This is a genomic window from Bradyrhizobium sp. GW821-FHT12B03 (genome assembly GCF_058807535.1).
Genome location: NZ_JBXAQU010000023.1, coordinates 110,428 through 125,765, shown reverse-complemented (window position 1 = coordinate 125,765; position 15,338 = coordinate 110,428). Strand labels below are relative to the sequence as shown.

Annotated in this window: 14 protein-coding genes and 1 tRNA gene; 9 read left to right on the top strand and 6 right to left on the bottom strand. The window is 60.1% G+C overall.

Translation table 11 applies throughout. From position 1 onward, the window contains the following. The first annotated feature begins 282 nt into the window (after positions 1-282). The 8 genes from mnmA to AC1RUR_RS32955 all read left to right on the top strand — a co-directional run bounded on the left by mnmA (position 283) and on the right by AC1RUR_RS32955 (position 10,785). Positions 283-1,464, top strand: coding sequence for a tRNA 2-thiouridine(34) synthase MnmA (gene mnmA, locus AC1RUR_RS32990; protein ID WP_492851868.1), 1,182 nt, complete (start codon positions 283-285; stop codon positions 1,462-1,464). Positions 1,465-1,703: 239 nt separating this feature from the next. Further along, positions 1,704-2,342 carry a class I SAM-dependent methyltransferase gene (locus AC1RUR_RS32985; RefSeq protein ID WP_492851866.1) on the top strand — a complete coding sequence of 213 codons (639 nt, stop codon included), beginning with the start codon at positions 1,704-1,706 and terminating at the stop codon, positions 2,340-2,342. Positions 2,343-2,553: 211 nt separating this feature from the next. Beyond that, positions 2,554-2,910, top strand: coding sequence for a hypothetical protein (locus tag AC1RUR_RS32980; RefSeq protein WP_492851864.1), 357 nt, complete (start codon positions 2,554-2,556; stop codon positions 2,908-2,910). Between the two features lie 264 nt (positions 2,911-3,174). Then, positions 3,175-3,251 (top strand) — tRNA-Met (locus tag AC1RUR_RS32975). Positions 3,252-3,667: 416 nt separating this feature from the next. Next, entirely contained in the window at positions 3,668-6,565 is a 2,898-nt protein-coding gene (locus AC1RUR_RS32970) for a tetratricopeptide repeat protein (RefSeq protein WP_492851862.1), read from the top strand. 37 nt (positions 6,566-6,602) lie between these two features. Next, entirely contained in the window at positions 6,603-6,848 is a 246-nt protein-coding gene (locus AC1RUR_RS32965) for a hypothetical protein (RefSeq protein WP_492851860.1), read from the top strand. A 505-nt stretch (positions 6,849-7,353) separates the two neighbouring features. Further along, entirely contained in the window at positions 7,354-8,136 is a 783-nt protein-coding gene (locus tag AC1RUR_RS32960; protein WP_492851858.1) for a restriction endonuclease, read from the top strand. A 123-nt stretch (positions 8,137-8,259) separates the two neighbouring features. Continuing rightward, positions 8,260-10,785 carry a pentapeptide repeat-containing protein gene (locus tag AC1RUR_RS32955; RefSeq protein ID WP_492851856.1) on the top strand — a complete coding sequence of 842 codons (2,526 nt, stop codon included), beginning with the start codon at positions 8,260-8,262 and terminating at the stop codon, positions 10,783-10,785. A gap of 63 nt (positions 10,786-10,848) precedes the next feature. On the opposite strand, the gene AC1RUR_RS32950 is transcribed toward AC1RUR_RS32955, so the two are convergent. From AC1RUR_RS32950 to AC1RUR_RS32940, 3 genes are all read right to left on the bottom strand, one after another. Then, on the bottom strand, positions 10,849-11,241 hold the full coding sequence (locus tag AC1RUR_RS32950; RefSeq protein ID WP_492851854.1) for a hypothetical protein: 393 nt from the start codon (positions 11,239-11,241) through the stop codon (positions 10,849-10,851). Between the two features lie 26 nt (positions 11,242-11,267). Next, positions 11,268-11,696 (bottom strand): hypothetical protein, encoded by a 429-nt coding sequence (locus tag AC1RUR_RS32945; protein WP_492851852.1) that lies wholly within the window; start codon positions 11,694-11,696, stop codon positions 11,268-11,270. Between the two features lie 163 nt (positions 11,697-11,859). After that, a complete protein-coding gene (locus AC1RUR_RS32940) occupies positions 11,860-12,882 on the bottom strand; it encodes an alpha/beta hydrolase (RefSeq protein WP_492851850.1) in 1,023 nt (340 codons plus the stop codon). Between the two features lie 204 nt (positions 12,883-13,086). Between AC1RUR_RS32940 and AC1RUR_RS32935 the strand changes: the two genes are divergently transcribed. Then, a complete protein-coding gene (locus AC1RUR_RS32935; RefSeq protein ID WP_492851848.1) occupies positions 13,087-13,212 on the top strand; it encodes a hypothetical protein in 126 nt (41 codons plus the stop codon). Positions 13,213-13,344: 132 nt separating this feature from the next. Here the strand turns inward: AC1RUR_RS32935 and AC1RUR_RS32930 are convergent, their stop codons facing one another. The 3 genes from AC1RUR_RS32930 to AC1RUR_RS32920 form a co-directional block, all read right to left on the bottom strand. After that, positions 13,345-13,602: a hypothetical protein gene (locus tag AC1RUR_RS32930; protein ID WP_492851846.1), complete on the bottom strand. Its 258-nt coding sequence runs from the start codon at positions 13,600-13,602 to the stop codon at positions 13,345-13,347. A gap of 389 nt (positions 13,603-13,991) precedes the next feature. Then, entirely contained in the window at positions 13,992-14,288 is a 297-nt protein-coding gene (locus AC1RUR_RS32925) for a HigA family addiction module antitoxin (RefSeq protein WP_492851844.1), read from the bottom strand. Between the two features lie 42 nt (positions 14,289-14,330). Beyond that, positions 14,331-14,615, bottom strand: a complete 285-nt coding sequence (locus tag AC1RUR_RS32920) for a type II toxin-antitoxin system RelE/ParE family toxin (RefSeq protein ID WP_492851842.1) — start codon at positions 14,613-14,615, stop codon at positions 14,331-14,333. Between the last annotated feature and the right edge of the window lie 723 nt (positions 14,616-15,338).

Genomic DNA, 15,338 nt, shown 5'->3' with positions numbered 1-15,338 from the left:
CATTACAATTTATATAGTTAAATCAATACTTTGATCGGTGAGGCTCGCCGCCGCAGGGCCCTCCGCGACCCCGCCATTTCTGCCGCCCCGGCAAGAATTGCCCTAAGCGGGCCTCCCCCGTGATTGCTTCACCGGAATGCCCCCTATATTAAAGAGATCGCTCTCAGCCGCTTTCGACCGGGCAGTCGCGCCCTGCGGGAACCCAGGTTCCCCGGGACCGCCGAGGCCCCGGCCAAAGGCACATCGCGGATCGCCGAACGCCGCCGTCACAACCGCAAAGCCATGCTCAACAGTCTGGATCTCGAAGGCCGTCCTGAGGACACCAGGGTCGTCGTTGCCATGTCGGGCGGCGTCGATTCCTCGACGACGGCTGCGCTGCTCAAGGCGGAAGGCTACGACGTCGTCGGCATCACGCTCCAGCTCTACGACCATGGCGCGGCGACCCACCGCAAGGGCGCCTGCTGCGCCGGCCAGGACATCCACGACGCCCGCGACGTCGCGGCCAAGCTCGGCATTCCCCATTACGTGCTGGACTACGAGGACCGCTTCCGCGAGTCCGTCATCGACAATTTCGCCGACTCTTACGCGCTCGGTGAAACGCCGGTGCCGTGCATCGAGTGCAACCGCTCGGTCAAGTTCCGCGATCTGCTGAAGACCGCGCGCGAGCTCGGCGCCCAGGCGCTCGCCACCGGCCATTACGTCGCCTCGCGCCGCCTCGACAACGGCTCGCGCGCGCTGGTCTGCGCGGCAGATGCCGATCGCGACCAGAGCTATTTCCTGTTCGCGACCACGCAGGAGCAGCTCGATTACTTACGCTTTCCGCTCGGCGACATGACCAAGCCCGAGACGCGCGAGCTCGCGCGCCGCTTCGGTCTTGCGGTCGCCGACAAGCACGACAGCCAGGACATCTGCTTCGTGCCGACCGGGCGCTACACCGACATCATCACCCGCCTGCGTCCGAACGCGATGGACCCCGGCGACATCGTCGATCTCGACGGCCGCGTGCTTGGCCGGCACAACGGCATCGCCAATTTCACCGTCGGCCAGCGCCGCGGCCTCGGCATCGCCGCCCACGCGCCGCTGTTCGTGGTACGGCTGGATGCCGCGAACCGCCGCGTCGTCGTCGGCCCGCGCGAGGCGCTGAAGATGCACCGCATCAGCTTGCGCGACGTCAACTGGATCGGCGGCGGCGATATCGACAGCGCCATCGGTGCCGGCCTTGAGATGTTCGTGCGCGTGCGCTCGACCCGCAGCCCGCAGCCGGCGTGGCTGCGCGGCGCAGGCGGCCATTACGAGGTCGAGCTCGTCGCCGGCGAAGAGGGCGTCTCGCCGGGCCAGGCCTGTGTGTTCTACGACGCGCCTTTGGGGCAGGCGCGCGTGCTCGGCGGCGGTTTCATCCAGAGCGCCGCGGCGAAGGTCGGCGCCGCGACATCGCGCCCGCTCGCGGAAGCCGTGCGCGGCTGAACATCATGAGATCGGAAGGCACTCTCGCGACGCCGGCAGTGCGCCCCCTCTCCCGCCTGCGGGAGAGGGTAGGGGAGAGGGCTCTCTCGACACGCGATATTTCGCGAGCGGAAAAAACCCTCACCCGGCGCGTTGCGCCGACCTCTCCCGCAAGCGGGAGAGGCGCTGGACCGCGCGCGGAGCAGGCATTGAATCCACCAACACGCATCACACTCTAGAAACGCGTAAGGGCAGGGGGCATGGCAGCAGACATCTCGCGGGCCGGGGTCGAGAAGGCCTATGGCCGCTGGGCGCCGGTCTACGATCTCGTGTTCGGCAAGGTGTTCGACGCCGGACGGCAGTCGACCATCGCGGAGGCCGACCGCATCGGCGGGCGCATCCTCGACGTCGGCGTCGGCACCGGCCTCTCGCTCTCCGATTATTCGCGCACCACGAAGATCTGCGGCGTCGACATCTCCGAGCCGATGCTGCGCAAGGCGCAGGCGCGCGTGCGCGCGATGCGGCTGTCCAATGTCGAGGTGCTCTCGGTGATGGACGCCAAGAACCTCGCCTTCCCCGAAAACTTCTTCGACGCGGTGGTCGCGCAATACGTCATCACCGCCGTGCCCGATCCCGAAGGCACGCTCGACGAGTTCGTGCGCGTCCTGAAGCCGGGCGGCGAGCTGATCCTCGTCAACCACATCGGCGCCGAGAGCGGCCCGCGCAAATTGTTCGAGCTCGCCTTCGCCCCCGTCGCCCGCCGTCTCGGCTGGCGCCCGGAATTCCCGTGGGCCCGCCTCGTCAATTGGGCCGCAAAGCACGGCGGCATCACGCTGGCCGAGCGCCGCCCCATGCCGCCGATGGGGCACTTCTCGCTGATCCGTTACGTCAAATCGTAAGCGCGAACGCTGCAGCCGATGCCCAGCTCTCCCCAGCGGGGAGAGGTCGGATTGCAGCTGGCGATGCGAAGCATCGCCCAGCGCAATCCCTTCGGGAGAGGTGAAGTGAGCCCGTGGCCGGTCCTGATCGAACCCGTTTCGGACTGCGTCTGGACTGCGAATTGATCGCCAAAACCGGGAACAACCGCGCAAGCGGAGACGTTTCCCTCCCATGCGCACGACATCAAAACTCCTCCTTGCGGGCCTTGTGATCGCCGCCTCAGGCGCCGCGATCGCGCAGGCCCCGCCCGCCCCGGCGACGCCGCCGCAAGCGACTGCGCCGCCATCGGCGCAGCATGCGACCAACTGCACGCCGCAGGACCGACCAAACCGCCAGGCCGATGGCACCACCACCGGCCAGTCCCGGGAACCGCTCGGCGACAAGCTGGCCAAATCCGACGGCGTGCTCTGCCCGCCCGCGGGCGTCGACCCCGACATGCACGCCCCGGCCCCCGACACCGGCGGCAACACCCCCGTCATCCCGCCCCCCGGCAGCCCCGGCGGCGACCAGACGGTCCGGCCGAAATAGCCGACTTCCTTCGCCTCTCCCCGCCGGGGAGAGGCCGAAATCCGCGCAAAAGCGCGGATTTCGGGTGAGGGGGACTCTCCGCGAGTCTGGTGCACGAAAACGGGCGTATTCGGCGCCCCAAAAGGCCGGATTTCCCGCCCACTTGTCCCGCCGAAGCCTTGGCGGTGGTGGAAGCTTTAGCGAAGGCGGATTGACAGCCCGCCGCCCCCTTCCTTATATGCCGCGCGTTCGCGAGATCGGCCGTTCAGCCGTTCGCGACCCTGTGGCGGGGTAGCTCAGCTGGTTAGAGCACGGGAATCATAATCCTGGGGTCGGGGGTTCGAGTCCCTCTCCCGCTACCAAGCATTTCAATGACTTATTGCGTTGGCGGTACCAAACAGTTTTCATTGTACCACATTTCGTACCACAAACCGGTCTCAACGCCGAAGGTCGCCGGGTTATTCGCGCCTAGCCGAATCCTTGACCTTAAGCTGCTCCCGAGCGCTACGCGATCGAGGTGCTGGACGGGCGCGTTCCTGACGCGACGGACTTGGCGCGAGCGGGACGAAACCTCGCACGAGGCGTGAGGCCGTTGGGCGCGGCCGCCGGATCTATGGGCACTGCCTTATTTGGGGGGATACCAACGCCGAGACCTGAACGACCCTCTACCCCGGGTAAGCGCGTCTTTTGGATTGCCTGCCTCGAACGTTTTACTACCGCGACGTGCGAGGTATAGTTTTCTCAAGGAGGAGCCTGAGAGCTGCCCGCGAGGAGAGTCTTGCCGCGTAAGATCTTCATCAGCTACCGCATTGCTGATACGCGTCCCACGGCGGGCCGGCTCGCTGACGACTTGCGCCGAGTGTTTGGTGAAGAGGCAGTCTTTCTGGACCACCGAAGCGTTGATCCAAGCGAGCAATGGCCCGTCCGACTGCAGAATGAAGTGGCGGCTGCCGCGGTTCTGCTTGTGCTTATTGGGGACAATTGGCTGGCCGTTTACAATGAGCACCGGCAACGACGTATCGACTTGCCAGACGATTGGGTTCGTCAGGAGATCGCGGCCGGGCTGAGCGGGAACGGAAAAGTCTTACCGCTGCTCGTGAACGATGCCAAACCGATCTCAGCTGCTGCGATCGCGAACCTCCCAGATATCGCGAAACTCGCGACCATCCAAGCGCTGCCATTGCGCGATCTCGACTGGGAGACTGATACTAAAAGGCTCACTGACTGGCTCGAAAAGCAAGGGTTTGAGCGCATTGCAAGTTCGACGCTGGCCAATCCCCGGTTGCTGGTGGTCCTGTATGCTCAGATCATCTCGAGACTGAGGCAGGGTCAACTTCTCAAGGCAGACATCCCCTCGATTGTCGAAGCCTTGGTGAAAGGTGAGGTGGCCGCTTCGGTTCAGGGTGCCATGGCGGTCCTAAGCTTCGGGCGTGGTGCCGAAGTCGAGCTTCCCGAGCCGATCCTAACGAAACTCAGTGGGGCGCTGCGTCTGTCGTTACCGTCGGATCGTAATAATCTTCCGCCAGTGGAATTGACATTCACCGGCCGTGAGCGAGAGGAAAAGGAGATTGTCTCGGTATTGGCGGGGCATCGCTCGGTGGCAATCTCGGCCTTGAAGGGCGGCGTTGGCAAGACAGCATTGGCGGTCAAGGTCGGACACCGGCTCACGCTTCAGTTTCCTGATGCACAATTGCTATTTGATCTGCGCGGTACAAGCGAAGCGCCATCGTCGCCGCGGGCGACGATGGAGACCGTGATTCTCTGCTTCTATTCCGGCACACAGGTTCCCGCGGACGACGAGACTCTTCTCGAGGTCTATCGCGAGCTCCTCCGCCGGAAGAGGGTGTTTCTCATCTTCGACAATGTTCGCGACAGGTCGCAGGTCGAGACGTTGCTTCCTCCCAATCCAAGCGCGGCCATCGTGACTTCGCGTGAGCAGTTGTTCTTATCAGACGCCAAAGGAGTGCCGCTGGAGGACCTGCTGCTGTCTGACGCAATGGCGCTCATGGCGAAGCTCCTAGACCGCGCGCGGTCGCTGTCGGACGGCGACCTTCGCCGGCTGGCTCAAGAACGCTGGTTCTGTCATCCCCTGTCTCTGAGAGTTGCAGCCTCGTTCTTGAAAAAACACAGAGATCACAGCGTATCTGACTATATCGCAAGCGTGGAGCCAGATCGTGCCAGGTTGAAACGGGGGCGCCGGTCAAATGACGATGTCTTGGCGGTCATCGGCCAGAGCGTCGAGCAGTTGCGGAAGGAAGACGAGGCACTTTGCGTAGACTGGCGTGACCTATCGGTGTTTCCGTCCGAGTTCGATGCGGAGGCCGCGGCGGCGATATGGTCCATCGAAGACAGGGGCGCAGCATCTGACCGCCTCTCCCAACTTGAGGAGCGGGGGCTCGTCGAGGTCATTCCGAAAGATCGCTACCGGCTGCATGACCTTGTCCGGGAGGTGGCGGAGCGAGCTTGGTCAAAGACGCGAGCGAAAGCGGTCGCACAGCAGCATGCATTCCACTTTCTCCTCGTCCTGAATCGAGCGAGCAAGCTCTACGAGCAGGGTGGCTCAGCCATGACCGAAGGACTCGCGTTGTTCGATCGTGAGGCCACAAATATCCGATCTGGGCAACGGTGGGCGTCGGAACAGCAACGATCGAAGGCCGCACAGAAATTAGTCACTTTCTATGGAAGTGTTGGCGCAAGCGTTCTGAGTCTCAGGCTTCTCCCGCGCGAGCGGGTTAGGTGGTACGAAGCGGCCCTCAGGGGCGCGCTCAGGCTTGCGGACCTCGGCGAGCAAGGCGCCGCCCTCGGTAATCTGGGACTCGCTCACGCCGAGCTCGGAGAGACGAATGAGGCGATCAAGTGTCACGAGAAGGCACTAGCGATTTCGCGCGAAATGGCTAATCCTCAGGCCGAAGCTCAGGATCTCGGCAATCTCGGGATTGCTGTTTTAAATCTCGGCCGGACCGGCGATGCATTCGACTATCTTAACCAGGCTCGCTTGATCGCCGACAAGATCGGCGATCATCTAGCGCAGGGCTTCGCGTGCAACAATCTCGGTTTCGCTTATGGGTATATTGGCGAACCTCGCCGGGCCATCAATTACTATGAGGAGGCATTGGCGTTCTCGCGCGGCAATCGTCGAAGCGAGGGCAGAATACGGGGTAATCTAGGATCGGCCTACGCTGCCCTCGGTGATGTCCCCAAGGCCCTCAAATATCACAAGCAGGCGTTGGCGATCTCGTGCAAGATGAACGACCGGCAAGCACAGTCGATGGATCTCGACGATCTGGGTAACATGTATGCGCGACTCGGCGAAACCAGTAAGGCGATACGGCTTCACGAGGAAGGATTGGCGCTCGCTCGCGCGATCGATGATCGACGGACGGAGGCACGGAATCTTCGCAGTCTTGGCGCGCTCTACGCCGGTATCGGCGAGACCGCAAAGGCGATCAATCACTATGAGGACGCTTTGAAAATTTTCCAACTAACTGGAAACCTTCGGGCCGAGGGCGACACGCGCCAAATGCTTGGGCTGGAGCTGCTGAACAGTGACCGCATTGCCGCGCGCAAGCAGTTGCAGGAGGCGCTGGCGATTTGTACGAAGATCGACGCCCCTCGTGCAGAGGTCGAAAAGTTGCTTCGCGAGCTGGATCAAGGGGACGCCGGCTGCGACGCATAAACTTACATCTTGATTATTTGCGCGTCCATGCGCAACAATGTTCCTGCGTCACACTTGGCAGGACATTGTGTTTCAAAGGCGCGATGTTATGGGTTTCATAAAATTTACCAAAGGCTCCCTACTCAGCGACAAGGATAGAAAGGCGCTGCAAAAAATCCTCGACGCCGAGAGGAAGAAACTGCTGGCAACACTGAAAGACGTCGATCACAATCTTTCGGTGCTGAAGGGTCCGAAGAAGAAAAAGCAGCAGAAGAAGAAGAAGAAGAAAAAAGCCAAGCGCTAATCCTTGGGTTCTCGCAATTCTCGCAGAAAATACCCATCTGGAATCGGTGCGGTATGTCGGCTCTTGGCCCTCCGCGACGTATGGCTGTCGTCCGTCAACGAGCCGCTGGAGAAGTTCAGAACCGCCCATTTCGATCTTTTTTGGTACTCGGCAACAGAACGTCAGTCCCTCCAAGTTTCAGCATCTTCGTCCGGCCGCTCGGTGGCGTCGCAATAAGACAAGACGCTGACCCATATAGGGAGACGATGAAGAGTGATCGTTCCACGGTTTCTGTTTTTATCGTTCTTGCGATTGCGAATATGAAGCCGTGGCATGCTCCTGACGGTTACGGTCAGGGTCATTGGTCAAAGTGACCGGTCAGGCCGGCTATGCCGGTGGCGAAATGCCCTGCTAAACCTCGTCAGTTCGGCGCAGGCGGCGCCTGCCCTAAAGTCGTTCGCGCCGTCCTTCGAAGCGAGGATACCGAGCCATTCGATCGCCCTTGTCCTCCAACAGTCGAGATCAGATGAGCATTTGGCTTTACGAAATCTGCAAAGACGTGGATCCGGCCCAGGCCTTCGGAACGATGTGCCTGTTTTGCCGGACGCCCCTGCATCGGCATCGAGATGATGAGGACTCGGTCTATTTTTCGGAGTTCTTGAATTATGGAATGTCCGACAACTTCACCACCGAGTCCGAGCAGGTTATCGGGATCTGCCCGGTGTGCGGTTGGTGGAAATACGGTCAGGCGACTTCGATCGGCGGTAGCCCTCCCTCAACCTACGACGTTAGGCAAGGAAGACTGAAATCTCTCGATCTTGCGGATATTCGGACGTCTTTGCATGAGGTTCGAGCGTTTCTCGCGGCGAAGTTCGAGGCCAGGTTCGAAATGCATCCTCGGTTGCTGGAGGATGTCGTTGGGTCGATCTTCAAGGACCATGGATATCGGCCGTTGGTAACGTCTTATTCGGGCGATGGCGGAATCGACGTGATACTCGAGTCCGGTGCGGCGACTGTCGGCGTGCAGGTCAAGCGCTACAAGGACAAGATCGGGGTACATCAGATTCGAGAGCTAACCGGTGCCCTTGTTATCAAAGGTCTTACGAAGGGAATGTTCGTCACGACCTCTGAATTTCAAAAGGGAGCGGCCCGCACCGCCAACGAGAGCGCGGCACGCGGTTATCCGATCGAGTTGATCGACGCGCCTCGTTTATTCGATGCTCTAAAGATTGCTCAGCTCGCCGGCCTGCCGGATTTGATCCACCAAAAGCCTTGGGGCGCGGTCCGCTCGTCCAGCTTCCTCGGATAGGTCCTGGACGAGTTTGGCGGAAGATCGGCGCAATCAAGTCGAGCCTCTCAATAGCGGCAAGAAGGATGCCGTCTCAAACAACCTTCCACTCTTTATTGGGTTCTATCGTGATGGGGGAAGACGATGCGCAAGGATCTGTCTTGGGAACTTCAGCGCCGATACGACGTCGGGGAGCGTGACTTCCAGAACGCCTCGTTCCCTGGACAAAACTTCCATTTGCGACGATTTCCGCAAATCGACTTCAGCTCAGCTGATCTTCGTGATGCCAACTTCCATGCGGCTGATCTAGAGGGCGCCAATTTAGCGAAAGCGAACCTTACACATTGCTCCTTCTATGTTGCTAAGCTCAAAGAGGTCGACCTGAGTAACGCATATCTCGCGCGAGCAAGCCTTCAGCAGGCGAACTTGAGCGGCGCGAATCTTAGGAATGCCGTTCTGGAGCAAGCGGATCTTAGAAAGGCCGATCTGAAGGGAGCTGATCTAAGGGGAGCCCGGCTGACGGGCGCAAAGCTGCGAGATGCGGACCTGACCGAAGCTCTGATAAATCACGAGGACATTAGAAGCGAAAGCTTACTTGGGTCGATAAGCAGATCGCTCAAAGTCAACGGCTACCGCGCTCCTCAGTCAGTGGCCGAGCTCGTTGAACGTTACGCGCGTGGGGAGCGCTTTTTCCCCGACTTGAGAATGGCTGGTGCAGATCTCAGCGGCATCGTGTTGGCTCATTGCACCCTGGACGGAGCAGACTTCCACGACGCCGTATTGACGCATACCGACCTCGATGGGTGCGATTTGCGGGACGTCAATCTTGATCATGTTGATCTAAGAAAAGCGCAGCTGCGCGGTGCAGACCTGAGCGGGAGCACTTTGCAATGCGCCACTATCGCGTGGGAAGAACTGATGCTTACAGATCTAACCAGCGCGAACGACAAAGGCCTGAAAGTCATCGGCTACATTGCGCCGGCCACCGTCGAAGAACTCAACGAAAGGTACGCGCGCGGCGAGCGATACTTCTCGGGAACAAATTTGCCAAATGCTGATTTGGCCGCGCTTTCCAAGCGTCAAGCTGACCTTCGCCGTATCAAGTTGGACGGCGCTGACCTCCGAGGAGCCAACTTATCACGTGTCGATTTTACCGAGGCTAGTTTGATGTCTTCAGATCTTCGCGGAGCGAATTGCGCATCCGCGGATTTTGAAAAAGCTCACCTATTGGGTGCCAAGTTGGACGGAGCCAATTTTGCAGATTCCTATCTTCAGCGGACTCGGTTTCGCGTGGAGGACATTAGAATGGTGGGCCTGTTAGGCGCGACCGCCGAATTGGCAGACGTCGTCGGTTACTCAGCCCCCACTACTCGCGAAGAGCTTGAGCAACGGTATGTCGTGGGCGAACGCTACTTTTGCAATATGAAGCTGGACAGGCAGGATCTTGCCGGGATCGATCTCGAGAACACACAGCTTCGGGGATGCAGCTTTCGATCGGCGGATCTGACAAGTGCCAAATTTAACGGCGCCGATCTAAATTCCGTCGACCTAACCGCGGCCTGTTGCGAAGGAGCGGAGTTCAAGCATGCCAACTTAACCGACGCCAAACTGGAAGATGTCAATTTCGTAGGCGCATCCCTTGCTTCGGCCATAAGCTCCGGCGCCAATTTCAGTCACGCCGATTTGAGAGACAGCGACCTCACGAATGTGGTCCTGCAACGAGCAAATATCGAGACTGCAATGCTCCATGGTGCGTTGATGGACGCGGTAGCTTTGAAAAAGCAGGGCGTCCGTTTTGGAGAGACCTTCGCGTTGGATCTTCAGAACCGTGAGATTCCACTCTATGTCCTTATCATAGGTCGGAAAATGGATGGCGTCGAAGGACTGTACAACCATCTAGCCGCGTCCCCGCGCGTGAGACACGTATCCGCCGCTTCCAGTTTCCATCATGCATGGGACGAAATTCGCGCGGGCCAATGTAACACCATCATTGTGGACCCGACTGTAGACGGACGCGACGTTACCGAACGATCTATTTTTTCGGTTCGTGAGGAAGCTCCTGATATCGTCTTCGCGCTGATTCAGAGTCCGAAGGTTCTCGGATCGCTCAGGGGGCGATTGCAGCACTACTTCGTTCTTGACAATGACGTAAGTTCCGAAAATTTTCCTGCAAAGCTGGAAGATACGCTTGCTCAATGTGAGCGCTGGCTCCGACTGCAGTTGTCGAAGCGTCACCTTCGAGGATCTCTATTCGAGTACGACGTCGCGCTCTCGTTTGCCGGCGAGGATCGTGGCCTCGCGGACCAGTTGGCGAAAATTCTCAGATCGGAGGGAGTCCGGGTATTTTACGACGATTTCGAGAAGGCCGACCTCTGGGGAAAGAATCTCTACAGCCATCTGCACGATGTATATGAGAGAAAGGCCCGTTACTGCGTGATGTTTGCTTCGAAAGCGTACGCAAACAAGGTTTGGACATCACACGAAAGAGAAGCGGCTCAGGAGCGGGCGCTCGTCGATAGGAGTGAATATATCCTACCGATCCGCATTGATAATACCAAGATCCCTAGACTGCCGAGTACCGTGGCTTACGTGCCCATTCAAGAAGGGATTCCTGCCATTGCGACTCTGCTTTTGCGTAAGCTCGAGTCGGTTTTGGGCAGGAGAAGGTAGTCCTTTAGGAGCACCGATATTCGCGAAGGATCAAAGCAGAAGTAGATTAGATTCGGCGTGCTGTTATGCCTCGCTTGCGGCGGGGCTATGCGCGAGCTTTCGCCGCGTGCGAAAGTAGTGCTTGGCATTCTTCAGTTGCGAGAAGCAGGCCCTCATATGTCCGCTTACTAAACTGAAGCAGAAAACGCAGTTCTTCGTCGGAATAGCGGTTCCAGCCCTCATACATTGCATCTCGCGGTCGGGCTCGATCTTGATCTGCTTGGGGGCGGGATAGTGGAAGCTCTCCTTGCGGCCGCGCTTGTGGAATGTCGGCCACTTCGGGAAGTCTTCCGGATCTGCCTTGATGCCGCGCATCGCGAGTTCCCGCCGTCTCTTTAGACGCCCGAAGTAGTTGTCGAAAGCGGCGTGGACGTCGTAGACGGCTTGCTGCAGCGGGTGGTGCGGCACCTCGTACAAGAAGTCGAACGCCTCCTTGAGCGCGGTCAGTTCCTTGATCTAATCGAACTTCGACAGGCCCTTTCGACGACGGAGGTACTCGTTCTTCTGCTCCAGGCAGAGATTGTAGACCAGCCGGCGGCATCCGATCGTTCGCCGGAAGAGCTCTTCCTGGGCGGCGGATCCCGGAACACCGTAACCGTATCGACAAGATCTCGGATGGCTTCTTCGGCCTCTGCGTCGCCGGCTGTGACACTTCTCCCCAATGCGTCTTCAAGCCGATTGAGTTGCTCCTCATCCCGGTTCAGGACAACCGGATGCAGCGCGGCTGTCTTTGGAGCAGTTGGTTCGTTCTGCAGCTCTTGAGATATCCGCTTTCGTTCGGCATCCAGGGTGGTCGAACGCGGTCCGAGAATGGAAGGATAGCCATGCCCTTTTGCGATCGCATCCACCAGTCGTTCGATTTCTCTGTTCATTGGCCATGCTGCTGTTCAAGGCGCTGGGCCCCCGCGCGCCCTCCCGCCGCCGCGACGGCGAGGAACCTTCCGACCGAAAGGCAAAATGAAGGCTCTTTCGCTCAACGCAGCAACGAGCGTGTGCAGGAGCAAGCTTTCCGCATGGCTCCGCACAGCCGCTGTCTTACGCCGTCGTGCCGTCGATCGAGCGGCGGATCACCCGCTGCACCTCCGCATTCGACAGGAACAGATCGTGGTTGATGATGCCCCAGCCTTCCGCTGACGCATCGACCACGCGCACGCCGAGGCGGGCGATGACGGCTTTCTCGGCGGCGCCGACCCTGGTCATGCCGCCTGCGAGTTGGCCGGATAGCGCGAGTGCGCGATCGTTCGTCGCGGCGATCACGGTGATCTTGCCGGCCAGCGGACCGATGCGCTGGATCGCCGAAGAGAACACGTCCATGTCGATATCGGGCGCGGCAAACACGACGGCGCCGATCTTGCCCGTGACCGTGTCGCCATATCGCGCATAGAGCTGGCGCAGGCTTTCGAGCGTCAGCATGGTTCCCATGCTGTGCGCCACGATGTGGACGCGGCCGGCGCTGGGTGACGACACGAGTGCAGAAAGCACGCGTTCGAAATCGTCGCGGGACCACATCGCGCTGTCGCGGTCATAGGCATAGTCGAACAGTCCTGCCTTGGAGGGCCAGGAGAACGCGATGGTCTGGCCGCGGAACTTGATCGCATCGGAGAGGTGGGCGGCATCCAGCACCGCCGTCTCGAATGTCTGCTTGAAGCCGTGCACATAGATCAGCACGTCTCCTGCGCCGACTTGCGCGGCGAGATCGCCGGTGTTGGCCGACACCGGTTCGAGTCGATCAAGCCGCCAATCGCCAAGTCCGACCGAGGCGAGAGACAGGCGGCTCTCGTCCGGGGCCACCAGCTTGGCCCGTGCGAGCGTCATGGTCGCCCGCTCCGGCCCGAACCAGGGTTTGGTGCGACCTCCGTTCACAGGCTTGCGCGTGGTCGCGACAAGCAACGTAGGATCGGCGGACAGCGACGATGCGTCGAAGCGCGCGCCGGTCGCGCCTAAGCCGGCGCATCCGCCGAGCGCAAGCGCACTCCCCGCCGACGCAAGTCCGCCAAGGAAGGCGCGGCGCGAATTAGAATGACGCGAGTCGCGTTGCAGAGGACGTCGGTTAATCACATGGAACCTTTGGGAACTTTGCCCACCGTAACGCGCCCCGTCTAGCTCCCTGAATGACAATGGGGGCGAGAAGACGGCGAAGCAGCTGCGCGGTCGGCCACACGGGCTCGAGACCGATCCGTCGTTCAGGGCCTGCGTATCTTGATGAGATAACTTGGCGATACGCGGTGCCGGCGAGCCACCGAACGGATCTCAGGACGGGAATTGGCCGAATGGCTCAAGATGATGGAGAACAGCACGGCCGGCGCCGGCGAGCAGAACAGCGCAATGGCCAGCTACAGCTTCGTTTGGCTGTGGGAGGAGCTGGGCCTCGGCAAGCTGAGGCGGTGAACGAAACGGCTATGGCAGAGCGACTGATAAAATCGCGAGCTCGCGCATGATCGAAACGCCGCTTCGACTTTGGGGCTCGCCAATCGGCGCAAGGCTCATGACCGAAGAGCAGCGAATGCCAACTGCCCGCCATCAGCGATCTCCGACGTCGCTCACCTCGAAGAGGCTAATCGTCGAATGTCGCAGCGCCGCCATGTAGGTGCGGACCGACGCAGTCTCCTTCCAGCCGCGCCGTTTCAGATAGTCGTCGATCGCGTTCTCGCCGTCGTCGAATTCGCGGGTCAGGAAGTCCTCGAACGCACAGGTCCACACCGTGCTCATGAACAGGTCTTCGCCGATGGTCGAGACGATCTCATCGATATCGAGGCCGGTTTCGTCGCAGGCGGGCAACACATGCTCTTCGAGGACCTCTTCGAAGCAATCGGCCCAGTATTCGCGCGCCGTCCATTTGATCAGGTCTTCAAGGATGTGTTGCCGGCCATGTTCCCGCCCGCGTCGTGATGGTCATTCGTCGTGTCCCTACAAGGCAGTCTATCAAAAAGGCAGTCTATCAAACCTTCGCTCCCGGTTCGATCCGGGACCGGGGCGCCTGCGAGAATTCAACGGTTTTCACACCAGCCTTCGATCTCACCTGCTGGTCAAATTACGTAGCGCGGGCCTGTTTGCAGCGATCGCCGGCATGATCTTGGTGAACGTCGTCACCGCTGCGCCGGCGTGCCGTGACGCTGGCCATGGGGTCGAATTCGATGTCGATCGGGGGCTGTGGCAGCACGAAATCGTCAAGTCGTCTCGTAAGACGCGATCTTCCTGATCTGGGGAGCGAGCACGTCTTCGGCTGTTTCGAGGTCGAAGCGCGTCTGGATGTTCATCCAGAACGCAGCGCCAGTCTTGAAGAACTTGCCGAGCCGCAGCGCGGTATCGGCTGTCACGGGCTTTTCTTCCCGCGCAATGCGCTCGATCCGGGTGCGCGGCACGTTCAGGGCGGCCGCGACCGCGTAGGGCGTCAGCTTGAGCGGAACGAGAAATTCCTCACGCAGGATTTCGCCGGGATGAATCGGCGGAAGTTTTCTTGCCATCTGCGAACTCCTCTATCGGTGGGCCGCGGGCCGCCGGCCCGATTAGTGACAGTCCACGATTTCGACGTCTTCGGGACCCCCATCGGTCCACCTGAACACGATGCGCCATTGATCGTTGATACGGATCGAGTGCCTTCCCGCCAAACCGCCCTTGAGCGCCTCAAGGCGGTTGCCGGGTGGTGATCTCAGGGCATCGAGGAAGTCGGCTGCGTCCATCATGATGAGCTTGCGGCGCGCGACCTTTGCGAGGTCCGCCGGAAAACCCTTCGGGATCGTGCGGTCACGAAGGATCGGCTCGGTGAACTTCCCCCTGAAGCTCTTGATCATGGCTATACGTATCTCATCGAGATACGTATTTCAAGATTTTCGTATCTCAACGAGATACCATTATGCTGCCCCTGTTTGCGTGGAAAGTCCAAGGGGCGGGCTTCAGCCCGTCGAGACAAAACAGCCCAATCCGCCGTCAACCCCTCTCCGCAAAAATATTCCACTTTACCGAAATTCGGATTTGTCGTATGTGTCGCCCATCCCAGCCCACCAAGGGGCGGTCGTACGTCGTTTCGAGCGCGGGCAGGGATTGCGGTGGACGTGGGCGGCGTTAAAGGCGGGCTTGTAGCGTGCAGGGCGAGATGAACCTCGTGAGCATGCCGCGAACCGCGATCGACGGACGGCGCCCAATGTCTTGCGAAGCCTCGGGCTGACAAGCCCTGGGGTGACGCAGGAAAGCCTGCGTACGGCGAAACCGTGTGGTCCTGGCCGTCGTTGCTACGGTCAAGCCTTTGCGAAGGCGTCATCGCGTCAACCGGCGCGGTACCGTGCATTTCGCGGGGGTGACGGAGGCAAGAAGGAACTCGTCTCCGGGGAGAGCGCGGCATAGGCCGTCAGACCATCGCGCAGGGAAGGCCTGGTCTCGGCTGCCCTGTGTCTCCCCTGTGCATTGCGTGTGCATCTGTTCAGCACGGGGGTCTTATGGGTGCCAGCCGGCGCCCGGTCTTCCCTGCGCCCTTTCTTTCGAGAGGGTGTGAAGCGAGGCATAGCTCGGGCCAATCA